We start from the raw sequence: 24,630 nt of genomic DNA, 5'->3' as shown, positions 1-24,630 counted from the left end.
TATTGCTTTAAGCTTTAGTCTTTTTGCTTTAAGCTCACTATGCTTGCTCAGCCAAAACTTTAGTTACCAGATCAGCTGCTTCTTTTAAAGCAATTGCTGAATAAACCTGTAAGCCAGATTCGTCGATTAATTTTTTAGCTTCTTCGGCATTTGTACCTTGCAAACGGCAGATAATTGGCACAGGGATATTTCCGATTTCTTTGTATGCATCGATAACCCCTTGAGCAACGCGGTCGCAACGTACAATACCACCAAAAATGTTGATCAGGATGGCTTTAACGTTAGGATCTTTCAAAATGATATTGAAAGCGGCTTTAACCGTTTGTGCATTTGCTGTTCCACCTACGTCAAGGAAGTTAGCAGGCTCACCACCAGCTAATTTAATGATATCCATGGTAGCCATTGCCAAACCTGCGCCGTTAACCATACAACCTACGTTACCATCAAGGTTAACGAAGTTCAGGTTGCTTGCACTTGCTTCAACTTCCATTGGATCTTCTTCGGTTTCATCGCGCATTGCCGCATAATCCGGGTGACGGAACAAACCGTTTTCATCCAGATTCACTTTGGCATCAACTGCAATTACTTTATCATCAGATGTTTTTAATACCGGGTTAATTTCGAACATGGAAGAATCGGTTGCTTCGTAAGCTTTGTATAAAGCAGTAACGAATTTTACCATTTCTTTAAACGCATTACCGCTAACACCTAAGTTGAAGGCGATTTTGCGTGCCTGAAAGCCCTGTAAACCAACTTTAGGATCGATTTCTTCTTTGAATATTAAGTGTGGTGTGTGTTCTGCAACTTCTTCGATATCCATACCGCCTTCGGTACTGTACATGATGATGTTACGGCCTTTAGCACGGTCTAATAATACAGAGATATAGAATTCTTTGGTTTCAGAAGCGCCTGGATAATACACATCCTGGGCTACCAAAACTTTATTCACTTTTTTACCTTCCGGTCCGGTTTGAGGCGTTACCAATTGCATGCCGATGATGTCGGTAGCACGTTGTTTAACTTCTTCAAGGTTTTTGGCCAATTTAACACCGCCACCTTTACCGCGACCACCAGCATGGATTTGCGCTTTAATCACAACCCAGTCAGAGTTGTAATCGGTTTTCAGTTGCTTAGCGGCCTCAACAGCTTGCTCAGGAGTATCGGCAACTATTCCTTCTTGAACGTTAACACCGAAACTTTTTAATATTTGTTTACCCTGGTATTCGTGAATATTCATCTGTTTATATTTTTTCTTTATCTGTCAGATGGAGCCTTTTACTATCAAAATAATGGTTTTAACAGCATTGGGTTCATTTGCTACAAAATTTGCCCAAAGCTACAATTTCACAGCCTTTAAACAAATAGAATTTACCGATTTTTTAATAAAATGAGCGTTTTGTGTTAAACAGGGAATAGGTATCGGTAATGGATGCTGATTTATGGTATCGGGCTGATTTAGCAGATATTTTTATTTGAAAGTGAGGGGCCGGTTACTAATGGCGGCCGGCGGCCCTGCTTTCCGCTATAAGTCCTCACCCGATGTAAAAATCGGGATCCGGGCTTAGCGCTGCAATCAGGCTAAAAACAATGTTATTGTAGCCAAATGCAAAAAAAATCCTGGGCGTTAATCACACTAAATCTGCGGGAACCAAATAGTTAATGGCAGCAGTTAACTGCCTGCAAACGGCGTTCCGAAAACGCCCACGGCAAGCTCTGCCCAGATCAGGAATAGCATTAGCAAAATGACAAGGAGAATTATTGTTCTTAATGTGCCGGTTTTTAGGTTTCTAATAACCAGTTCAGTGGCAAAACCTGTGCTGAGCAATAAAATTCCTGCGGTTAGAAAATCGGATAGCGTCCAATCCACTTCGTTTGTAAATTGCATAGCGATAAGCGGAATGCTTAGAATGAACGCTGTAATCCCAACGATGATGGCAATACGTGTTGACGGTGAAACAAATGTTGACTTTAAATTTTTCATGATTTTTAATGTACGATTAATTGTTTTTAATTCCTCTGAAGCAGTTGCATCAGGGGAAAATTCCAGCTTAGGCTGGAAGAGTGGAGAGGTTAATTGTAAGTGGGTTTAATTACTGTTTGTTTTAGATGAAAAGTTTAGTTTATTTCTGGAATAACATAAGAAAAACATGATTATTATGGTAATGAGGATATATAAGTTTGGTTCGTCCATGCTTTGCGTGTCTTCATCAGGATCTAAGTTTTTGTTACCCGATAAAATTTGATTTTGTTTTTTCTTTAGCATCTGTTTTTGCGCTTCATTCTCAACAACTAAGTAGGATGTTGATCTGGATAAAAAGCCTGTTCGCATGCTCTGTTTTATTAGATTGAGTTGTGATTGGTTATACTGCTCGCAATTTATCTGGCTTTTAAGCCACATTCCATGTAAGTTCAAGCCAGATAGCCAATTCCTTTTATCAATAGCATTTTGGCTAACTGCTTTTATAGAGCGATCGATAATGATGGAAGGCTGTCCATCATTCGCCAGATAAGCTTTCGTTTTCAGCGGATCAGGCCAACAGTAAACTGCGGGGTTATTTATTGCCTGCACGGCATTCAACCGCTGTTCGGGTTTATTCACTAGCGAATGGCTATACAAGTTACCCGATTGATCAAGCTCATAAAAATCATCACTTTCTGGGTATGTTATTTTAAAATTGGCAAGATCATTCTGTAATATGCTTTTCGCTAATGTATTGCTTACCACCACCATAATCGGATGTGCACTACTGTTGGCTGTATAGTTCTCCACTAAGATTTTTTTGATCGCTCCTTCCAAATAAAAACCACCATCGAAACTTTGTCTGTAGAGTTTATCTTTCCAATCGGCTGTATAGGCTATTTCCTCATTAAAAGTGCTCACAAAATTTAATCTGATGTTCTGTTGATCGATTTGATTTTTGCTTATAAAATTATTGATGCGTTTAACATATTCGGCTTTACTTGTTGCGCAAGTTTTGGAAACGTCAATAATAAAATGGTATTCTGGTCTTCTTTTAATCAGTTTTAACTTTGCTTTCTCAGCAGCAGGTAGGTAAACTGTTCCATTGATGGATTCGATTTTATGACTTCTAGGTGTGTTGCTATCGCCAAGTAAAATAATTTTGTTATCTATTTTGAGATTTATTGGCACTTTATGGATTAATTCTATTCCACTTTTTCTGGTTTGTCGGGATGAAAAAGGAAAAACTTTAAATGCAATTTTATTCCCGGTTAAATAATACAAAATACCGGGATCGCGGTTCTCGTTTCTGATCTGTGAGAAAACCCAAAGTGCTGCTTTTTTCTCGGCTAATATTCCATATTCCTTTCTATTGCCGATATTTAAATAGAAATTGCTGATCCAGCAACCTTCAGGTAAAATAAATGCTGTTTCATAGCTTTCTAAATTTGTTTGTTCGGGGTTTGTAAGTTCAAGATCAATGTTGCTGATCCATGCCTGTTGTGCCTGATTAAATTTAGTTACACTCGAAATTTTAGATATTTTTACTTTACTGGTGGTTTGAATGGCTGGAACTTGCTCTTGCTCACTTTCGCCTAAAAAAATGGCCATTAAAGTATTAATCTTGTTTTCGGACAAAACCAGATTATCAAATACCAGCCAATTATAATACGGTGTTAAAAATGGCGATTTCTCTTCCGATAAGGAATTACTTCTTCCTTTTTGCTGTCGTATTCTCAACAATGTTCTGGCTAAGGATTGCTTATCAATGTTATATTTTTTAGCATAATCTGGATTGTACACATACTCCAACGCCTTGTTCAAGACGTACCTGTCGTGTAAATAAAGGGTAGTAATACAAACTGGGATGGTTAATAAAGCAATGCTTGTGTAGGCTGTTAGTCTTGTGCGGGAGTAATTTCTTGCCAAAGCATTAAAATCTTTAAGTAATTCATTAATCTGTACAACAAATAGACAGAGTGGTGCCAACATCAGAAAACCTGCACCAATAACAATTATTGCAATTATCGCTAAAGGTAAATAAGGTAAAAAGACAAGAAAAAAATAGAGTGTATAGGGAAAGCAGATCGCAAGCGCTAAAAATCGGAGCAAACGTATATGGACGTTTCTGAAGCTGGGCAAACATACCAATATCCCATTTATGATAGCAATGATATAGAACCAAATGCTGCTAAAATTTCCAAATATAGATTCACCCAAGTTACCTGTAAGTCTAAGTCTCCCATTGTTAATCAATAATCCGACAATTGGTAAAATAATGGCAATTAGTACTTTGATGAAAACAATATATTTTGAAAATTTTAGAGTATTTAATTTTGTAATAATATAGATGCCACGACAAATAAAGAATAGGAATAGTACAGAGGCAATGATGAATAATATCATCAATACATTTGTATCAAAACTGCTTTCCGGTTTTTTCCATAAGGGAAGTACAATCTGTAAAAATACATATCCTAGTATAGGTATTGAGATTCCATACATAAAACTTAACCAGGCTGACGATGATCTGCTTTTCCGGCTCGAAAACTCGACCAAAATAAAAAGTGAATGAATTAGAGTGGGCATTAAAAAGGTGCCCGGATATAAAATTACATCCACATTAATCATCCATTGCGGAACTGAGAACGGAATTATTATATCGGCATATTGTGCATATGCATATAGAAAAATAGTATAAGCCAACAAGCTAAAAAAAGCATAAAATATAGATATGTTGTACTTCTTGTATCTGCTAAATAGGGTATAAGCCAACTGTGCACAGGTCAACAGCATTATTGTTAATGAAAAATTTAACCATATTTCTACAGTTTCTGTTTTTAGCAAACTTTTAATAATGCTGAATTGGCCGTAGAAAAGCAGCAGCAGTATTATTGATGGAATAATGCTAATTACGATAAGCCATTTTGGATTAAGCAGGTTTTTCATAATGAACAGCGTATGTTTTTAGTAAATGATTAATTAATTTGTAGGTTAATATCAAAAAGAATAGATAGATGAATGTACCTTCTGCTTGATGAACAAGCGGTTGATACTGCTTTGGAATATTGATGCTGTTAGCTATAAAAATGGAAGAGCTTATTCGTGAAGTATTAACGAATATGGTTAATATCCAGCTGAATAACAGGGAACCGGGTAATGTAATCCATTTTAATTTAAAACGCTTCAAATAGCTAATGGATAGGCAATAAGTAATTAAAAAACTTAGAGAGAAAAAATTGAAGCCTGAACACGATTTCTCTATTGTAATATTAAGATCCTGATGATAATAACCTAAATGCTCAATCCATCTGCTATTGGAATTTGTTGATTTTGAAACGAAGTAATCAGTTGGACTAAGTATAAATGATAACTTTTCAGCATCCATTGTTATATAGGCTAACTTAAAACACACGAATAATAAGATGCCAAATAAATAATACATCAGATTACGATTCTTTTCCATTTTCTTATTTTTTAAGCCCAAAATATTCTGCTGTATTCCAATCCTGTAAATTCCATGATAACCAACTTTCTCGGTCATACCTTTCCTTAAAATAATCGATCCGTTGATCCAGTTTTCTCATTAAATCTGCTTCTGGCTGGTATACCTTGGCGATTTCTGAATCGTTGTGGACTGAAGGATGTATTTTTGACCGGTTTTTATCTAACAAAGGCAGTGTCTTTTCTGATAAGGAAGTCAGATAATAAGGATCAATAGCAATAGCGTCAACATGATTGAGGTTGTATTTCACAATTAAAACATCCCAGTTAATAAAGCTAAATGTCAACAGCAGGGCAAACCAGATATTTCCATTCACTTTGAAAAGATAGAAGATGGTTTTCTGTTTGGCTACTTTAAAATAAACTGTTGCCAAACCAATGATGCAAAGGGTGGCAAATACCAATACGCCGATTCTTTTATGAGTCAAACCATGAAATTCGATATAGTAAGCATCGCGAATAAATACGGATATGACCAGGATAAAATTCTGGACCATCCAGGCGTAAGCCAATACCCTCAACGTTTTACTTTTGGGATAAAAATTTAAGTTTCCCCTGAAATAATAGAGTATTACTGCCATGGCCATTACAATGCTAAGGATCAATGAATTTGTACCTTGGTGCAGTTCTTCAGAAAAATTGCCCGAAGGTTCATAGCCAAACCAAAGTGTTGTGATATCGATGGTGTTTAACATCAGTAACAACAGATTAAGTGCGGCAAAAGAAATAATGCCCACAATATATTCCGTTTTTAAAGCCATTTTCCGGGTTAACAGGTTGCCGGTAAATGTTTCTGCGATGTTGTACCATACCGTTTTTTGTCCGATACGTCTTCTCATCCTTACCAATTGTTCTTTGCATTTCAGTTCCGCTTTTTCGAGACTTTTATCCAAAAATGCGAGCAATAAACCTCCTGTTAATAACAGTCCAAGGCCTACATGCATGATGCGCTCAAAACTCAGGTCTTTAAAAAAGAAGTGAAACAAATGATCCAGGAAGTCGCCAATATTAGTTAAGATGGTTTCTGCATAATGTGCAAAAACGTTACTTGCGGCTGCATAAAGACATGAAAAGAAGATTACAATGATAACTGGTATAAAGATGTATTTGATTAGGGTAAAAAATGGGTTAAGGCTCACTTTGCCTACACTGACCTGGCTTAATCGTTTGATCGCATTAAAAGGCACAGTGACAATCTGCAGAATGGCTGCTAAAAAAGCAGTAAAAATGGTCCGGATTTGCTGTTGATGACCAAAACCAATAAATAAGAGCAGGCTGATGTAGTAAGTTACCAAAGCTAAATCAGAATTGTTAATCACCACCAGAACCGCTGCCAGCAGGTGTGCCAGGCCGTAAATTTTTAGTTTGGTACTTTTAATCACATCCGGATTAATAAAGGTGATGGCCAGCAAATAGATACTGTAAATAAGGAGATTAAACGCGAGTCTTTCTTCCCAAAAAAGAAAAGTAAACAAGAGGCCGCCCAGTAGGACCGATAATAGTAAGAGGTTCGATTTATTTTTCATTTAATTTAAGATTTAAGAATGGAAATAAGTTAATATAAGCATGTAGCTAGCGGCTAACGGGATGTTCAAGAGCATGCAGACGATTGTGGTCAGGGAATTTTTCCAATGATTTCGGTAATTGATAAATTCTATTACGATTAACGCCACTACCGTAATATTTATAAGTGCTGCACTTAGCGTAAAAACAGCTCCGGTGACTAATAGGAGAAAAGATCCTGATATCAGGTAGGTTATGAATATCAATGTTCCCATGAGCGCAGAATAGTAAGCGAGTCTTTTGCCTACGTAATTCATTTGAGGTTCTCGTATATCTTCCATCTTTATGTTTTTTAAAAGTGCTTTGTATTTCAAAGTAAATGCTTAAAAAAAATAGCTTATAGCTTCCTGATCATTTTTTCAAGTGCATCTAAGTGTGCTTTAAATGCCTGCCTTCCCAAATCGGTAATGGAGTAGGTAGTATTGGTTTTACGACCAATAAAGCCCTTATGTACCTTGATAAATTCGGCCTGTTCTAAGGTGTTTAGATGTGAAGCCAAATTGCCGTCCGTCAACTCGAGCATTTGTTTTAAGTCGTTAAAGCCAATTTCTTTGTTCACCACCAGCATAGACATCACGCCCAGCCTGATCCGGCTATCGAATATTTTATTTAAATCTGCTATCGGGTTTTTCATCCTTACTGACCTTTCTCATATTTAAAATACATCAAAAGACCATAAACAATGTGTAGTACACCGAAGCCTAAAGCCCAGAAAATTAATCCATATCCCACATAAAACATACAGACCAAGCCCAATATCACCTCGCAAAAGCCTAAATAGCGGATATCACTATAGGTAAATTTACTGGCGTTAATCAGTGCCAGCCCATAAAAAATCAGGCAGCTTGGCGCGATGATACTATAGGTGTTCGGATGGTTGATCAATAAGGCGATAATAAATAGTCCTCCGGCAAACAAAGGAATAAATAGGTTGATCAAAAGTGATTTAGAGGTTTTATCCCAGATGGGAAGCTTATTTTTCTGACTTTTTCTATACGTAAATAAAACACCCCCGGCTAAAGCAATTACCAATACAAAAATCCCGAGTTTGATCAGGTTAAATTCCAGGTCCAATTCTCCGCCTACTCCATAGCCATAACCTCTTTTCTGGATGAATTTGTTGATTTCGTTGTTTGCAAAGTAAGCACCTGCCAAGGCTGTAGCACCCGCAAAAATACCCGACAAACCACTCAAAGAAATAAATCTGGATGATCTATCCATCATATTTCTGATATCTTTTAAGGTGTTTAACTGTTCTTCTGGAGTGTTCATTTTAAAAGTACTTTGTTTTTCAAAGTTAAATATAAAATTTACTCCTCCAAATCTTTTTTCAATTTTGTTGGTTAATGGTAGGTTAGTAGTTGGTTAATGGTCACATCGTTCATGGTTGATAGTCTGAATATTCAAGAGATACATTTATTAATAATTGTCTAATAATCAATGTGCAATAAGCAATAAACTATTGTCAGTTAAAGCGTAAGCTAATCAGCTATTAGGCGATTATTCATGAGTCATTAAACGATTAAACTATTGGAAAAAGTAAATATGAACTAATAAATCATCAACTATGAACCAATAAACCATTGGCCAATAAACTATTGAACTAACCAACCATTTTACTAAATTTGAACCATGCTAAAAGCCACTGGAATCAGAAAATCGTACGGAAATCTACACATTTTAAAAGGAGTAAATTTTGAAGTACAGAAAGGGGAGATCGTGAGTATCATTGGACCATCTGGTGCCGGGAAAAGTACGTTATTGCATATTTTAGGTACGTTGGATAAGCCTGATGCAGGATCTGTAGAATTAAAAGGTACGGTTATCAATAAACTGAATGGCGATCTGTTGAGTAATTTCCGAAATCAGAATATTGGTTTTGTGTTTCAGTTCCATCATTTACTGCCAGAGTTTAGTGCCATCGAAAATATCTGTATCCCTGCGTTTATCGCCAAGACCAGCAAAAAACAGGCTGAAACAAGAGCGCTTGAACTTTTAGATCTTTTCGGACTTAAAGATAGGGCACAGCATAAACCCAACCAATTGTCGGGCGGTGAACAGCAACGCGTGTCCATAGCAAGGGCGTTGATCAATAATCCTTCCATTATATTGGCTGATGAGCCTTCGGGGAATTTAGACTCCGAAAATGCCGCGGGCTTGCATCAATTATTTGTGAGTTTGCGCGATAATTTCCACCAGACTTTTGTAATTGTTACGCACAATGAACACCTGGCCAAAACCAGTGACAGGGTGGTAATGATGAAAGACGGGTTGATCGTTTAAGATTAAAGGGCTGTGGATTTTAAGAAATAGAAAATCCATTTAATCATTCACTATTTATTCATTCAATCATTAAATTTTGAAAATACTCATTACAGGTGGCAATCATGCAAAAGCATTAAAGCTGATGAAAGCTTTTCCTACTCATTTTGTTTTATTGGCTGATTACGGGGATGTTCCGGGAATGGTTACCGAAAACTATGCTTTTTCATCGCTGGGACAGCTCAACAAAGAAAGCATCGCCCATATTCTATTAAATTTTTGCATAACAGAGGGGATTGATTCCATTATCCCGCTCCACCAATTTGAAGTGGAACCAATCGCTAAATCGGCTGTACTTTTTGGCGAATATGGCATTCAGGTTTTATTGCCTGATGCGAGTTTAATAGCCGGCTATCTGGCCAATGGAGCAACTGCATATCAAAATTTTGCTGTTTTTGTGTCAGGCGAATGCATTTTTGCCAGCGGGGAAGAAATTTTTGTCAGAACTGATGAAAAATTGAATGGTGTGTTTGGGTATAATATCGCCGATGATGAACTAAAACTTTTTATAATTTAATATGGAAGCAAGCCTATATGCTAAAGATAAGCAGCTGGTAATTTTTGAGCTGGATGATGTGCTATTTCCGGAGAAAGATTATTTACTGCAGGTTTATTATCTGTTTGCCCAATTTATAGAGTATACCGAGCAAAAAAATGCGCAACCCATTCTGGAGTTTATGCGTAGCGAATATGAGGTGAGTGGTGCTGATAGGCTTTTTGAAAAAACTGCGACGCAGTTTGGCATTGATCATAAATATGAGTACAATTTCAATTTGCTGCACCAAAATGCCCGTTTGCCTTTAAAGCTATTGCTTTATAAAAACATGCTCGGATTTATGCAGAACCTCGTGGTAGACCGGAAAAAAATCATTATTGTAACGGCGGGTAATCCTGAGCAACAGCTTAATAAAATTAAGCAAACCGAATGGAATGGACTGGAGCAGTATCTTACCGTGTACTTTGTTGATGAGCTGGGACAGCCTAAAGCAGAAATTTTTCAGAACATATTAAATGACAACAATTTATTGGTGAACCAGGCGTTAGTTGTTGGTGCAAATAAATTTGATGAGCAACAATCCAAATCAATTAATTTGCAGTATATTGTATCATTAGAAATTTACAAATAAGTATGCTTAAAAAATTTATTTCACAGAACACATTTTTCTGTGCTTTGATTATTGTGCTTGGGTTTACCGCATCATGTAAAAAATCGAGTAACACTCCTGATAAAGAAAGTGTGCCGCAAGGTGCATCAGGAACAAGGGATGAATTAACCAAAGATTCGATTTATCTTTATGCACAGCAAACATATTATTGGAACGTGGGCATGCCAGGTTACGATACCTTTAATCCAAGGAAATATAGCTCAAACAATGCAGTTATTGCAGCAATTAAAGCTTTGCCGAGTACTGGCGGAAAAGATAAATATTCTTTTATTGATGACGGATCGGTAGCCAGTCAGCTTAGTGGGGCAGGTGAAGATTATGGTTTTTCTGCTAATTTCGATGGATCTGACCTTTTGCGGGTTAAATATGTTTATCCAGGATCTCCTGCTGATTTAAAAGGTCTAAAGCGTGGTTATCAGCTTACTAAAGTTAATGGAGGTGGTACTTCAAGATCAAGTGCCGATATTGCCAACTTAAATGCTTCTATATTTGGCGATAACCCTTCAATTTCACTAACCTTTGTAAAACCCGGTGGCGGCACACAGGATATCGTTATTAACCGCGCCAGCTACAACATCAACCCTGTTTTATTTACGAATACTTATACAGTTGGCGCAAAAAAAGTAGGCTATATTGTATTTAACAGTTTTACCACCAATGCTACTGCTGCTTTAGATGCTGCTTTTTCGAAATTTACTACAGATGGCGTTACCGAGCTGGTGGTAGATTTAAGGTATAACGGTGGCGGCTCTGTGGCTACTTCCGAATTGTTTACCAACTTAATTGCACCCCCTGCGCAAAATGGTAAAGTGATGTACACGACTTACTGGACCAAAACCATGCAGGATGGTAATGCAACTATCTTACAGAACCAGAAATTTTACGCTAAGGGGAATGATGGTGTAACCAGGCTTTATTCCTATTTCGATTATTCCTATAAGCCTACCATAGCAGCGGGCAATCAGGAAGTTTTTGCCAAACGTGGATCTTTAAATGGGTTAACACGCGTCTATTTCCTGGTTACCAGTGGCACCGCTTCTGCCAGCGAATTATTAATCAATAATTTAAAACCGGTATTAGATGTGAAGTTAATCGGTAAAACCACTTATGGCAAACCCGTAGGTTTCTTTTCGATCCGAATTGATAAAAATGATTTGTACATTCCGCAGTTCCAAACTAAAAATCAGTTAGATCAGGGCGATTATTTTGCGGGCATGACCGTTGACAAAGATGTTTCAGATGACCTGACCAGGGATTTTGGTGACCCATCAGAAAAAATGCTGGCTCAGGCGCTGTACTATTCTGCAAATAATAATTTCTCTGCACTGGCTAAAGATAACCTCATTAGCAGTACTTCCGGCATCGGTAGACAACAGACAGATACAGCTAACGAAAAACTCGATCACGAGTTCAAAGGAATGGTTGAAACCAGAAAACTGAAGTTTAAATAACTGACGCATATTTTGTACTAAAAGGGCCGGTTTTGTATTTTAAAACCGGCCCTTTTTATATATTAATTACAATTTTTGAGTAAATAGGTATTGCTTTTTTTATAAAAATTTGATAAGCTTGTTTAACATTAATCGTTAAAGAGAGCCATGCCGATAGAAATTGTAGAAAAGGAACACATCAGTTATTTAAATATTATCAACGCGAAGGAAGATCATTCTCAGGAACTGCAAACCAAACTTGATGAAGCACAAAGATTAGGTAATGAATTTAAATCAAAAGCCGTCATTACTTTTAATACCACCATCGGCCCGAAACGTGTTGATACTACCGTTTGGGCGGTAACAGAGAAATATATTCAGCTAAAAAACAATATTCATATTCCATTAAAAAGTTTAATTGATATCGATTTTTAAGCTTGCCTTAAGGAAATAAATCATCCCGAATTTATTTAACCTTATTAGATGATGAGCACGCTACATAAAATTGCCTTAACTTTTATTAAATCCATTGGTCCGGTAACGGCCAAAAACCTGCTGGCCTACTGCGGAAGTGCCGAAAATATATTTTCGGCAAGCAAAAAGCAGCTCCTGCAGATTCCGGGCGTTGGAGAAAAAACAATTGAAGCTATTCGCGGTACCGATGCGCTGACCAGGGCCAGGCAGGAATTGGATTTTGTGGAAAAACATGGGATAGAGGTATTGTTTTTTTCAGACGAAAAATATCCTAAAAGGTTAAAGAATTGTATCGATTCACCCATATTGCTTTATGCAAAAGGTACCGTTGATTTTAACCAGCCTCGTATCATCAGCGTTGTTGGAACCCGTAATGCAACAAATTATGGTAAAAATCTTTGCAAAGAGTTGTGCGAAGTTTTAGCACCATACCATGTTTTAATTGTTAGCGGACTCGCATATGGCATTGATGTAACCACTCACAAAGAATGTCTGGCCAATCAGATCGCTACCGTTGGCGTACTTGGCCATGGCTTAGACCGGATGTATCCAAAAATCCATAAAACGGTTGCACAGAAAATGGTTTTGAACGGGGGGCTGCTTACCGAATTTCCCATCCTTACCAATCCCGACCGGCCCAATTTTCCGCAAAGAAACCGCATTATTGCAGGTATTGCAGATGCTACAATTGTAGTTGAAGCATCAATAAAAGGAGGTGCCTTAATTACCGCAGAAATCGCAAATTCCTATAATAAAGATGTATATGCTTTTCCTGGCCGAACAAATGACGTTTTTTCGGAAGGATGTAATTTCCTGATCAAAACCAACAGAGCGGGATTGATCACCAATGTTAACGACCTGATTTATTATCTGGGCTGGGATGATGAAATAAAGATTAAACACAATACGCAACAAACTACCTTACAATTAAGTCTTACCCCTAATGAACAACGGGTTATTGATGCTTTACAAAATGGTCAGCTTTCAATAGATGAGCTTTCCCATCATTTGAATATTCAGCAAAGTAAACTCGCCATTGTGATTCTGACCTTAGAGATGCAGGGCATAATTGTGTCTTTGCCGGGGAAAATTTATAAATTGGCTTAAATCTCAAACGAAACAATGCGTAACTAGATTTTAATTTGGTATACTTAACATAGGCAAAGTACCTGTAACCGAAATGGTATTTTACCCAATAATCAATCTATAATGCCTATCATAATTATAGATTATAGAATTAAATTCTTTTATTTTTTACTTTTTAAAATTATGTTTTAAATAAAATATAGTTTGTAAAATAGTTAATGCCTTTGCTTAATTTTGTAAACATGTGGTACAATAATATTTTAGAAACGATAGGCAATACGCCTTTGGTTAAATTAAATACGATAACAAAGGGAGTTCCGGGAACAATCCTGGCAAAAATAGAGACTACTAATCCCGGCAATTCCATTAAAGACCGTATGGCGGTTAAAATGATCGAAGATGCGGAGAAAAGTGGTAAGCTAAAACCGGGAGGAACCATTATTGAAGGGACATCCGGAAATACCGGTATGGGCCTTGCTATGGCCGCCATTATTAAAGGTTATAAATGTATTTTTACCACAACGGATAAACAATCGAAGGAGAAGGTAGATGCTTTACGTGCTTTTGGTGCTGAGGTAATCGTTTGTCCTACAAACGTTGAACCTGAAGATCCCCGTTCGTATTATTCTGTTTCTTCACGTTTAGAACGCGAGGTTCCAAATTCATGGAAACCCAATCAGTATGATAATTTAGCCAACTCTCAGGCGCATTATGAACAAACTGGCCCGGAAATATGGGCGCAGACAGAAGGTAAAATTACGCATCTGGTGGTAGGCGTGGGTACAGGTGGAACCATTTCCGGAACCGGGAAATATCTGAAAGAAAAAAATCCTGACATTAAAGTCTGGGGCATTGATACCTATGGTTCGGTTTTCAAAAAATACAAGGAGACGGGTATTTTTGATAAGGATGAAATTTATCCTTATATCACCGAAGGTATTGGCGAAGATTTTCTGCCGGCAAATGTGAATTTTGATGTGATTGACTTATTTGAAAAAGTGACGGATAAAGATGCTGCTTTAATGACCCGCGATATTGCACGTAAAGAGGGTATTTTTGTGGGTAACTCTGCCGGTGCTGCCATTGGTGGCTTAATTCAGTTAAAAGATAAACTCAAGCCGGAAGATGTAGTGGTGGTTATTTTTCACGACCATGGCAGCCGTTACATGGGTAAAATGTACAATGAAGATTGGTTACGTGAACGTGGATTTTTACAGGATGAAAAACTAACCGCAAAATCAATCTTGTCTAAAAAAGAAAGCGCAGAGATTGTAACCCTTGACGCTCAAAAAACGGTGCTTGAGGCCATTAATACCATTAAATCAATGAATATCTCTCAAATCCCGGTAACACAGCAGGGGATGATTGTGGGTAAAGTAGCCGAAAGTGATATTTTAAGTGCCTTATTGGAAAATCCGGGATTAAAGTCAGCTCCGATCTCTGAAATTATGACGGCTACCTTCCCGTTTGTTGATCTGAATACTTCTATTGATAAAATTTCTTCCTTAATTAACAAAGAAAATTCGGCAGTTTTAGTGGAAGATGAAATGGGTAAAATTGAGATTATCACGCAGTATGATATTATCAACGCGATATCGGGGTAGTGAGATGTAACATGTAAGATGTGAACTGGACAATGATGTAATTCCTGCTATCACCTGAAAAACGGGATTGCAAATCCCGACTAGCTAGCGTATTCCAAAGTCGTCACCCTGATCCGATAGGCATCGGATTTATTTCAAGGTCTTAAGAAAGGATAGATGCTGACCACGAAGTAGCTACAAGGCAATTGAAAACATCATATCTACTTGTAAAATGAATTCAGCATGACGATTCTCCTTATATGCTAACCATAGAAAACGCCCTGGTAAATTTTTACCGGGGCGTTTCTCGTTATGCTATTGTCTCTTTGGGTTCTACCTTAAGCCTTAAACCTTCTGCCTTTCACGTTTTTAATGGCTCGGTGCATCCGCATTTACACGTTTAATTTGCGCACCTAATGCCCGTAAACGGGTGTCGATATCCTGGTAACCACGTTCAATCTGTTCTATATTGTAAATGGTTGATTTACCCTCTGCTGATAAAGCTGCAATTAACAAGGAAACCCCGGCTCTGATATCTGGAGAAGTCATGCTGATTCCGCGAAGTTTGTATTTTTTATCAATACCATTAACCGTAGCACGGTGCGGATCGCAAAGAATAATCTGTGCGCCCATATCAATCAGTTTATCCACAAAGAATAAGCGGCTTTCGAACATTTTCTGGTGAATGAGTACGTTTCCTTTTGCCTGTGTAGCTACAACCAAAACAATGCTCAATAAGTCAGGCGTAAAGCCTGGCCATGGTGAATCGGCAATGGTTAAAATAGAACCATCGATAAACGTATCGATTTCATAGTGTTTTTGCGAGGGGACATAAATATCATCGCCACGACGCTCTAGTTTGATCCCCAGTTTTTTGAAGACCTCCGGTATTACCCCAAGTTCATCATAACAAACATCTTTAATGGTAATTTCTGATTCTGTCATCGCAGCCATACCAATAAAAGAACCAATTTCGATCATATCCGGCAACATTCTGTGCTCGGTTCCGCCTAAAACCTTTACGCCTTCAATAGTTAATAAATTAGAACCAATGCCCGAAATTTTTGCACCCATGCGGTTCAGCATTTTACAAAGTTGTTGTAAGTAGGGTTCGCAGGCCGCATTGTAAATGGTAGTAGTACCTTTGGCTAAAACAGCGGCCATCACAATGTTTGCCGTTCCGGTTACCGAGGCTTCATCTAACAGAATGTAAGCGCCTTTTAAATTGGTAGCATCAACATTAAAGAAAGCTTTTTTGCTGTCGTAAACGAACTTTGCACCCAGTTTTTCGAAACCGATAAAGTGGGTATCCAACCTTCTGCGACCAATTTTATCGCCACCTGGTTTCGGGATTGCTGCCTTACCAAAACGTGCCAATAATGGTCCAACAATCATAATTGAACCGCGTAAACCACCTCCTTTGGCTTTAAAAGTATCAGATTCAAAGAAATTTAAATCGATGTTTTTGGCTTCAAACGAATAGGTATCCTTATTCATGCGTTCAACAATAACGCCCAAATCGCCAAGTAGTTCAATCAGTTTATTTACATCTTTAATATCTGGAATATTACTGATGGTTACTTTCTTTTCGGTAAGCAATACCGCCGATAAAATCTGTAAAGCTTCGTTTTTGGCACCTTGAGGAGTGATTTCGCCTTTTAATTTAATTCCGCCTGTTATTTCAAATGCGTTCATATCTCTTGTAGTAATTAGTATCAAGTATTAAGTATCAAGTATTAAGATTGGGTACATTTAACCTTCCTTCTGTCTACCTTCTGCCTTTTACCTTTCCTTTAATATTTAGGTTTATTGTTGTTGTTACGTTGACGATTATTATTGTTGTTGTTATTTTGACGGTTTTTTCCGTTGTTGTTATTATTATTGTTTCTGCCCCGGTTATTGTTGTTATTGCTTTGACGAGGATTTTGTGTTCTGAATTCTACCTTGGCCAGATTAACACCTTCATCAAGTGATAACAATCCGCCAGAAAGGTATTTCAGATCTTTAATAATCGTATCATCGCTCACATTATCCTTATTCCAGGTAACATAGGCCATTTTCATAAAATTGGCGATGCTCTGCACCATTGCCTTTTTAATTTCCGGATTTTCTTCACGCATGGCTTTTTCAATCAGATTTTCTACCGTTTTACCATAGTGTTTGTAGGTAATTCTTTGTTGAGGATAGGCCAGGGGCTCCGGTTTGATGTAGGCATTTTCAATTAATGGCTTTGGATATGGGCTATCCACATCAATCTGGTAGCCAGAAATAATGTGCAGGTGATCCCAAAGTTTATGTTTAAAGTCGGCGACATCACGTAAATGTGGTTGTAGAAAACCCATTAGGTCAATAACGGCCTGGGCATATTTATTACGTTCTTCAATGGTGGGTAATTCGCAGATATACTTCACCATATTTTGTACGTTACGGCCATATTCAGATAAAATTAAATGGCTACGCGTAGTATTATAGTCAAAATTCATGTACAGATAAATTAATGGGTAAATACTCCGGCGATACGAATTATGAAATAACCAGAAGAGTTTAGGTTATGAATTCACCGAAATGTCTATTGCCGGACTCTCGTTTTTTATATTATATTCAAAGGTAATTAAAATTATTTGATTCGTAATATGCTTATCTAAATTGCGATATTTTAGTTGGATTTTTTTGTAGATTTTCGTTCAATAGTTCTTGGCTTATTCAGCCCCGTTATCCGCTACAGTCTCAATGAAGGATCGGGAGCTGCCCGCTACTACCGGGTTTATTAAACTGTGGACTGTGCTCGTCGGAAAAGCCTTTTCAGCGTCGATGGGTTAAAGCCCGTTTAAGTATTTATATAGTTGCTAAAGCCATGTTAAATGCAAATCCACGATAATTTCCGTGCAAATCAGTGTTTCCGTGGCAATTAATTAACTATCTACTTACCTTAATGATCTTAATCACTTAATGGTAACAAGACTTAAACCTCATCACTATTTTTCGGGTAATCAAAAAACACCAGTTCTCCTGTCCCTTTACTTACCATTTGCCATGAATCAAAGGGGAAAGAAATTAATACCATACCTGCAGTTGGAATGTTGTAAATGTCGGCATCGCATAACTCATTCGCAAAATCGGTAAAACCAGGATTATGACCAAACATCACTACATGATCTGCACCATTATTCAGCTGGTTAACCATATGAAGTAAGGCTGTGGTATTGGCCTCATAAATAGATTCTTCGAACTGGATGTGATCAATATTATAAGCTTCAGCAAAGTATTTGGCAGTAGATTTGGCCCTTTTTGCGGGGCTGCTCACCATCAGATCGATTTTAAAACAGCGTTTAAGCAATCTTTCTGCCATTTCTGGTGCGTTTTCCTTGCCACGTTTGTTCAGCGGACGATCGAAATCACTTAAGTTTATGTTTCCCCAATCCGATTTACCATGGCGGATGAGAAGTAGTTGTTTAGCCATTTAGTTTCTCTTTAATTTTGTTAACGATGGTTTTCGGCTCGATTAAATCTATACAATTTTCAACACCGCAAAGGCAGGGTTTGTTTCCATAAATAGAATTTGGCCTGGTTGGATGATCAATCTGGATGCAATCGCTTTCTTGTTGTCCATATCCCAAAAAGCCTGCATAAGGATGTGTTGGTCCCCAGATGGATACCACAGGTATACCAACAAGCGATGCCATATGCATACCAGATGAGTCCATGCTTAACATTAAATCCAAGTTTGAGATAATGGCCAGCTCTTCTGTTAAATTAAAGTTTCCAATTAAATTATAGGTGTTTTGATATGTCTTAGCCCAGTTTTCGGCAACATGCTGTTCCCTTTCGCCACCACCAAATATAAAAAGATTGTACCCTAATTGGCTGAGTGAGGCTATCACCGTTTCCATTTTTTCTAATGCATATACTTTATAAATATGCTGTGCAAAAGGAGATATACCAATTTTTTTTGGGGTCTGATCACTAAACCAGGTTTTGGCCTTTTCAGGTAAAGCTTGCGCAGATTTGCTGATCTGGTGACTGAGTTTAATACTAAAACCCAATTCGCGGAAAACATCGGCGTAACGTTCTACCGTTTGCTTTAAAGGTTTAAAAACTTTATTAACGGTTTGCGTCAAGGCTTTTTTTTCTCCTCTTCCCTTATCTATTCTTTTAATAGTTGTTCCGGTTAAGCGAAAAAAAGTAGAAATTACCCTGCTTCTTAAATTATCATGTAAATCGGCTATAGCATCGGGCTTATAGCTACGGAGTTCCTGATAAAGTTTATATAATCCATTAATGCCCTTATGAATGGTTTTTGGCTGGATAGGGTGGAAGATGAGGTTGGGAATATGGTTAAAAAATGGCTTAAAAGCCGGCCGGCTGACCATAATAAGTTCAGCCGATGGGTTCTGCTCCGAAAATTCTTGTAATACGGAAGCTACCATGGCCACATCCCCCATAGCCGAAAAACGTAATACGATAATTTTTTGGGTTGATGACATGAATTTCGCTTTCGGCTTTGGTCGTTCTGTTTTTCTATACCTTGTTGTACAACACCGGGTTTAAACTCGGATCGTTGTACATTTTCATTTGTTTATACACTTTCATGTACTTTTTGCCCGCCTCAATATCTGCCAGTAACTCATCAATACTGGTTGAAAGATCTTCACGTTGCGATAACAATACGTTAAGTTTGGTTTGGCATTGTGCACGGTGCCCGGCTGATGCGCTTTCGCGTTCAGCCTCTTCCTTCATATGGTAAATTTTCAGGGCTAGTATAGAAAGCCTGTCAATTGCCCATGCCGGACTTTCGGTATTGATTTTTGCATCCGGCAGAGCCGTAATTCCTTGATAAAGATTTAAAAAATAACCATCTATAAACTCCACCATATCGGTACGTACCTGGTTTTGAGCATCAATCCGTCTTTTCCAGCTTAAACCTTCAACAGGATCAATCTGCGGATTGCGCACCACATCTTCCATGTGCCATTGAGCAGTATCAATCCAGTTTTTGATATAGAAAAGATGCTCTAAACTTTCGGCATCGTAAGGGTTTTCAACCGGATGGTCAATATCATCAAACTTATGGTAGTCTGTAATAACCTGATTAAATATGCGGTTGGCAATTTCACTGATCATGGGGCAAAGATATTAAAAGATTTTTATGGTTTGATTACACCGATTATTAGATTTCACCGATGTTTTTGAAGATAGTTTAAACAAGCTTACTTGAGTTCTGTTCCACCCTAAACCCTAAACCCTAAACCCTAAACCCTAAACCCTAAACCCTAAACCCTAAACCCTAAACCCTAAACCCTAAACCCTAAACCTTCCTACTACCAAAATATGCAGTAATTTCCTCTAAAGTGAAAGCATTTAAACATTTAGCGGGGCTTAAACCACCTTTGCGGGCCACTAAAATACCATAATGCATATCATGGAAACCTTCTGTGCGGTGCGCATCAGGATTCACCGATAATAACACACCTTTTTCAAGTGCATAACGGTGCCAGCGCCAGTCTAAATCTAAGCGTAAAGGATTGGCATTAATTTCAATCACTACCTTATTGGCCGCACAGGCATCAATAATTTTTTTATAATCGATAGGGTAGCCGGCCCTGCTTAACAGTAACCGACCAGTTGGGTGACCTAAAATGGTAGTGTAAGGGTTTTCAATTGCTTTTAGTAAACGGGCCGTTGCTTTGGCTTCGTCCATGCGGAGGTTACTGTGCACAGAAGCTACCACAAAATCAAATGTTTTAAGGATATCGTCTGGATAATCAAGCGATCCATCACTTAAAATATCGCTTTCAATGCCTTTGAAAATTTTAAATGGAGCCAGTTTTTTATTCAGTTCATCAATTTCCTGGTGCTGCCCAAAAACGCGTTGTTCGTTTAATCCTTTGGCATAAACAGCCGTTTTAGAGTGGTCGCAAATTCCTAGATACTGAAGATTTAAATTTTCTTTACAGTAAACCGCCATCTGCTCTAAAGTATGCACACCATCGCTCCAGGTGGAGTGGTTATGCAAGCTGCCTTTTAAATCTTCATATTGGATCAGCGTTGGGAGTTTATTTGCTTTAGCCAGTTCAATTTCATCCAAATCTTCACGAAGCTCGGGCTCGATAAAAGCTAATCCAGCCTTGCTGTAAATTTCTTCTTCATTTACGAATGGACCACTGCCTGCTAAAGCCAGCACTTTTTCAACGTGTTCTTTATTTCCGGTCAAAGTAAACCATTCTAAATAGAAGGCTGACTTTTCTACCGCATAGATTTTGATCCTAAGTCCGGCCTCAGTGGTACAGATGTAGGATTGCTCTGCTTCAATAAGCGAAAGCTGTTCAAAAGCAGGTAAATTTTGTTTAAGTACATCAACATGTTCACTGCCGATCACCATTTCAAGTTCATCAACTATCTCACATGCACGGCGGTACTGCCCTGCAAAGCCTAAAAGTGCAGCAGGGTCAATTTTTGCAGTCCAGTCTGCAAGCTGGGTAAATAAAATTTTGGCAAAACCTTCTACCTGTGCATATAAAAATCTGCCGTTGGCAGCCAGTTTAAATTCAATGGCATTTTTGATTTCCTCCTGGGTTTTTAAGCCAAAACCTTTGGCTTCAATCAATCGGTTTTCATTACAGGCATAATATAGTTCGCCGATATTTTCGATTCCCAAAGTACGCCAGATGATAAATATTTTTTTCGGTCCGATGCCTTTTATACTTAGCATCTCTACTACACCCTCTGGTGTTCTTGCAAGTATTTCGTTAAGCTCCTGTAGTTCTCCGGTTTGCAGCAGTTCTATGATTTTAGAAGCCAATCCTTTACCTATACCATCAATTTTATACAGTTCATCCAGGGGTTTGTCTTTTAAGGCAAAAGGCAGTTTATCTACCTTAAAGTAAGCATTGGCCACTGATTTTATCTTGAAAGGATTTTCTTCATGCAGTTCCATGAGCTGCGATAAGAGGCGTAAGGTGCGGGCGATGGTCTTATTTTCCATAAAGGGTAAAATTAGGAAATAATGCCTCAAATTTTGATCATGCTGATCAGTTTCTAAACACAATTTTATTAAAGCGTTGTTTTACACTCATGAAATTTACAAAAACTGTCCTCTTAGGACTAAGCATCAGTTTCCTTGCCTGTCAATCTGCAAAGAAAACCGATAAAAATAAGGCAGATTCGTTAACAGGCACTACTTCTGTTTCCTCACAAGCTGTTGATGATCGTTTCCTGGTTGTCGCAGGTCATTCAATAGGAGAGATAAGTCTTGGCGAAGATATGCAGCAGGTAAGCGCAAAACTGGGAAGACCTGATTTCAGCGATGCAGCCATGGGCAAAGCCTGGGGAATTTGGTACAGCAGCGATTCAACGGATAATAGAAAGAATGAGGTTGCTATTTATTCTTCTTACAGAGATACCAGTATGCAGGTGAAAGATGTAAAGCAGATCAGAATCACTTCAAATGAATTTAAAACAAGGGATGGTTTAGCTACCGGAGTTAGTTTGGAGGACACTAAGCTAAAATTCCCGGGCATCAACAAACTTTACGCTTATCTGAATGAAAAAAAAGATACCGTAGTTATTTATGATGCGAAAAAAGAGGGGATTGGTTTTGAGTTTTTAAAAGGAAAAAGCATTGCCTTAACGGTACATCCGGCAAATATTGCGCTTAACCAAACTTATCTGACCTTGCACCCGGAATGGAAACTGATTAATTAAGGATAAAGTAAAGTGTAAAATGGAATAGGGGGTAGTTCCGTCTTCCATTTTACATCGTCCATCTTACTAATTTTCTATTTAATTACCGCTTCAAATGGCATTCGTGCCTGTATTCCGGAGCTTGCGATCACTTTTTTCATCTGTTGGTAAAGCATATAATGATCACCCAGTTCCTGTTTGGTATAATAGGTTTTAATTTTATCTGTACCTTCATCCAGTAACGATTTCCATGGGTCTATTACATCCGGATATTCTACGACCTTATAATTCTTTAGTTTTGCTTTTTTGGCAGCGGCCTTAATGGCATCTTTAAAACCTCCGATTCTATCAGCCAGTCCAATTTGAACGGCATCTGTACCAATCCAGACATGGCCACCGCCAATGCTATCGATATAGGTTTTACTTTTCTTTCTGCCGTCGGCCACCCTGCTAACAAAACCACTATAAATTCTGTTCAGTTCATTTTGAATGATAAACCTTTCACCTGCAGTCATAGGGCGGTTAGTGGCCATGATATCTGCATATTTACCTGTTTTAACGCCATCAAATGTAATTCCCAGTTTGTTGGTCATTAGATTTTGGAAATTGGGGATAATGCCAAATACCCCTATAGAGCCTGTAATGGTATTCGGCTGTACAAAAATGCTGTCTGCAGCACAACCGATGTAATAACCACCAGATGCAGCCACATCGCCAAATGAGGCAATAACCGGTTTTTCTTTTCTGGTCAATACAACCTCTCTCCAGATCACGTCAGAAGCTAAAGCACTGCCTCCGGGTGAGTTGATGCGGAGTACAACTGCTTTGATATCATCATCTAAACGTGCCTTCCTGATTGCCCTGGAAATGCGCTCCGAGCCGATTTGGTTGTCAGAACCTTCGCCGCCATTAATTTCACCATTGGCGTAAATTACCGCAACTTTGTCTTTACCTTCTCCGGTATCGCTATTATTCTTCGCATAATCATTAATGGAAACCGAGCGGATATTTTCTCCCCTTGTTCTGCCGGATAATCCTTTTAATTCCTCTAAAATCTGATCTTTATATTTTAAAGCATCGATCATTTTAAAGTTTACCGCATCCTGTGGTTGTTGTACTTTATAGTTATCGGCAATGCTGTACAGGCTGTCTTTCTGGATATTTCTGCTTTCGGCAATATCACTTAAGAATGTGTTATATAGTCCACCAACATAAGCCGTTACCTGCTTACGGTTGTAATCGCTCATTTTATCTAAAATAAAAGGCTCAACTGCACTTTTGTAGTTTCCAACACGAATCACCTGCATTTCTACACCAACTTTTTCTAATGTGCCTTTAAAAAAAGTAAGTTCTGAGCTGAATCCTTTAAATTCCAGAGCGCCTTCAGGATTTAAATATACTTTATCAGCTACTGAAGCCAGATAGTAAGCTCCCTGGGTATACACCTCGCTGTAGGCGATAATTTTTTTGTGCGATTTTTTAAAATCGATCAGTGCATTTCTAACCTCACGCAAAGTAGCAAAACCCGCATTCGGACTACTTACGTTCAGGTAAATACATTTGATATTATCATCTGTTTTGGCTTTTTGCAAGGCTTTTAGAAAATCGTTTAAGCCAATGGCATCTTTTTCGTCGCCTCCAACAATCGGAAGGTTACCAAATGTTTTTTTGGGTGTGCGCTCCGTAATGGCCTGATCTAAATTCAGAAATAGTACTGAGTTGTTAGAAACCGTAATGGTTTTGTCAGTATCAATAGAAGATACTAATCCCACTACAACGATGAAGCAGATTACAAAAACGATTATGATTGATAAGAAAAAGCCCAACATGGAGGCAAATAAATACTTAAAGAATTCTCTCAT

22 protein-coding genes are annotated in these 24,630 nt (G+C 38.1%); 8 read left to right on the top strand and 14 right to left on the bottom strand.

Features of this window, described 5'->3' with window-relative positions; genetic code table 11:
• Positions 1-37: 37 nt before the first annotated feature.
• The 7 genes from sucC to QZ738_RS00725 all read right to left on the bottom strand — a co-directional run bounded on the left by sucC (position 38) and on the right by QZ738_RS00725 (position 8,299).
• Positions 38-1,237, bottom strand: coding sequence for an ADP-forming succinate--CoA ligase subunit beta (sucC, locus tag QZ738_RS00750; RefSeq protein WP_293783037.1), 1,200 nt, complete (start codon positions 1,235-1,237; stop codon positions 38-40).
• A gap of 432 nt (positions 1,238-1,669) precedes the next feature.
• The gene (locus tag QZ738_RS00745) at positions 1,670-1,981 is read right to left on the bottom strand and encodes a hypothetical protein (RefSeq protein ID WP_293783035.1); all 312 of its coding nucleotides are present in this window, start codon (positions 1,979-1,981) and stop codon (positions 1,670-1,672) included.
• Between the two features lie 105 nt (positions 1,982-2,086).
• Entirely contained in the window at positions 2,087-4,909 is a 2,823-nt protein-coding gene (locus QZ738_RS00740) for an MSEP-CTERM sorting domain-containing protein (RefSeq protein ID WP_293783032.1), read from the bottom strand.
• Complete coding sequence (gene xrtK, locus QZ738_RS21275) at positions 4,893-5,405, bottom strand: exosortase K (protein ID WP_367268551.1); 513 nt, start codon at positions 5,403-5,405, stop codon at positions 4,893-4,895. The genes QZ738_RS00740 and xrtK overlap by 17 nt, the downstream gene beginning before the upstream one ends.
• Before the next feature lie 25 nt (positions 5,406-5,430).
• Positions 5,431-6,990 carry a DUF4173 domain-containing protein gene (locus QZ738_RS00735; protein ID WP_293783029.1) on the bottom strand — a complete coding sequence of 520 codons (1,560 nt, stop codon included), beginning with the start codon at positions 6,988-6,990 and terminating at the stop codon, positions 5,431-5,433.
• Positions 6,991-7,364: 374 nt separating this feature from the next.
• Positions 7,365-7,661: a transcriptional regulator gene (locus QZ738_RS00730; protein ID WP_293783026.1), complete on the bottom strand. Its 297-nt coding sequence runs from the start codon at positions 7,659-7,661 to the stop codon at positions 7,365-7,367.
• Between the two features lie 2 nt (positions 7,662-7,663).
• Entirely contained in the window at positions 7,664-8,299 is a 636-nt protein-coding gene (locus QZ738_RS00725; protein ID WP_293783023.1) for a hypothetical protein, read from the bottom strand.
• Positions 8,300-8,659: 360 nt separating this feature from the next.
• Between QZ738_RS00725 and QZ738_RS00720 the strand changes: the two genes are divergently transcribed.
• The 7 genes from QZ738_RS00720 to QZ738_RS00690 all read left to right on the top strand — a co-directional run bounded on the left by QZ738_RS00720 (position 8,660) and on the right by QZ738_RS00690 (position 15,109).
• Positions 8,660-9,310: an ABC transporter ATP-binding protein gene (locus QZ738_RS00720; protein WP_293783020.1), complete on the top strand. Its 651-nt coding sequence runs from the start codon at positions 8,660-8,662 to the stop codon at positions 9,308-9,310.
• A 76-nt stretch (positions 9,311-9,386) separates the two neighbouring features.
• Entirely contained in the window at positions 9,387-9,866 is a 480-nt protein-coding gene (locus tag QZ738_RS00715) for a hypothetical protein (RefSeq protein ID WP_293783017.1), read from the top strand.
• A 1-nt stretch (position 9,867) separates the two neighbouring features.
• A complete protein-coding gene (locus tag QZ738_RS00710; RefSeq protein ID WP_293783014.1) occupies positions 9,868-10,476 on the top strand; it encodes an HAD hydrolase-like protein in 609 nt (202 codons plus the stop codon).
• Positions 10,477-10,478: 2 nt separating this feature from the next.
• A complete protein-coding gene (locus tag QZ738_RS00705; RefSeq protein WP_293783011.1) occupies positions 10,479-11,966 on the top strand; it encodes a S41 family peptidase in 1,488 nt (495 codons plus the stop codon).
• Between the two features lie 147 nt (positions 11,967-12,113).
• Positions 12,114-12,380 (top strand): hypothetical protein, encoded by a 267-nt coding sequence (locus QZ738_RS00700; protein ID WP_293783008.1) that lies wholly within the window; start codon positions 12,114-12,116, stop codon positions 12,378-12,380.
• 51 nt (positions 12,381-12,431) lie between these two features.
• Positions 12,432-13,526, top strand: a complete 1,095-nt coding sequence (dprA, locus tag QZ738_RS00695; protein ID WP_293783120.1) for a DNA-processing protein DprA — start codon at positions 12,432-12,434, stop codon at positions 13,524-13,526.
• 221 nt (positions 13,527-13,747) lie between these two features.
• Positions 13,748-15,109 (top strand): pyridoxal-phosphate dependent enzyme, encoded by a 1,362-nt coding sequence (locus tag QZ738_RS00690; protein WP_293783005.1) that lies wholly within the window; start codon positions 13,748-13,750, stop codon positions 15,107-15,109.
• 348 nt (positions 15,110-15,457) lie between these two features.
• On the opposite strand, the gene murA is transcribed toward QZ738_RS00690, so the two are convergent.
• The 6 genes from murA to QZ738_RS00660 form a co-directional block, all read right to left on the bottom strand.
• Positions 15,458-16,783, bottom strand: coding sequence for a UDP-N-acetylglucosamine 1-carboxyvinyltransferase (gene murA / locus QZ738_RS00685; protein WP_293783003.1), 1,326 nt, complete (start codon positions 16,781-16,783; stop codon positions 15,458-15,460).
• A gap of 98 nt (positions 16,784-16,881) precedes the next feature.
• Entirely contained in the window at positions 16,882-17,571 is a 690-nt protein-coding gene (locus QZ738_RS00680) for a DUF4290 domain-containing protein (protein ID WP_293783001.1), read from the bottom strand.
• Positions 17,572-18,050: 479 nt separating this feature from the next.
• Complete coding sequence (locus tag QZ738_RS00675) at positions 18,051-18,548, bottom strand: histidine phosphatase family protein (protein WP_293782999.1); 498 nt, start codon at positions 18,546-18,548, stop codon at positions 18,051-18,053.
• On the bottom strand, positions 18,541-19,572 hold the full coding sequence (locus tag QZ738_RS00670; protein ID WP_293782997.1) for a glycosyltransferase family 9 protein: 1,032 nt from the start codon (positions 19,570-19,572) through the stop codon (positions 18,541-18,543). The genes QZ738_RS00675 and QZ738_RS00670 overlap by 8 nt, the downstream gene beginning before the upstream one ends.
• Positions 19,573-19,606: 34 nt before the next feature.
• On the bottom strand, positions 19,607-20,209 hold the full coding sequence (locus QZ738_RS00665; RefSeq protein WP_293782994.1) for a DUF4254 domain-containing protein: 603 nt from the start codon (positions 20,207-20,209) through the stop codon (positions 19,607-19,609).
• 184 nt (positions 20,210-20,393) lie between these two features.
• Entirely contained in the window at positions 20,394-22,070 is a 1,677-nt protein-coding gene (locus tag QZ738_RS00660; RefSeq protein WP_293782991.1) for a DNA polymerase/3'-5' exonuclease PolX, read from the bottom strand.
• Positions 22,071-22,159: 89 nt separating this feature from the next.
• On the opposite strand from QZ738_RS00660, the gene QZ738_RS00655 reads away from it, so the two are divergent.
• Positions 22,160-22,789 carry a hypothetical protein gene (locus QZ738_RS00655; protein WP_293782988.1) on the top strand — a complete coding sequence of 210 codons (630 nt, stop codon included), beginning with the start codon at positions 22,160-22,162 and terminating at the stop codon, positions 22,787-22,789.
• 74 nt (positions 22,790-22,863) lie between these two features.
• Here QZ738_RS00655 and sppA read toward each other — a convergent pair whose 3' ends face one another.
• Complete coding sequence (gene sppA / locus QZ738_RS00650; RefSeq protein WP_293782985.1) at positions 22,864-24,630, bottom strand: signal peptide peptidase SppA; 1,767 nt, start codon at positions 24,628-24,630, stop codon at positions 22,864-22,866.

The organism is uncultured Pedobacter sp. (assembly GCF_913776295.1).
Classification (GTDB): domain Bacteria; phylum Bacteroidota; class Bacteroidia; order Sphingobacteriales; family Sphingobacteriaceae; genus Pedobacter.
Note: the sequence above shows the minus strand (reverse complement) of the source record. Positions and strands in the feature narration are given on the sequence as shown.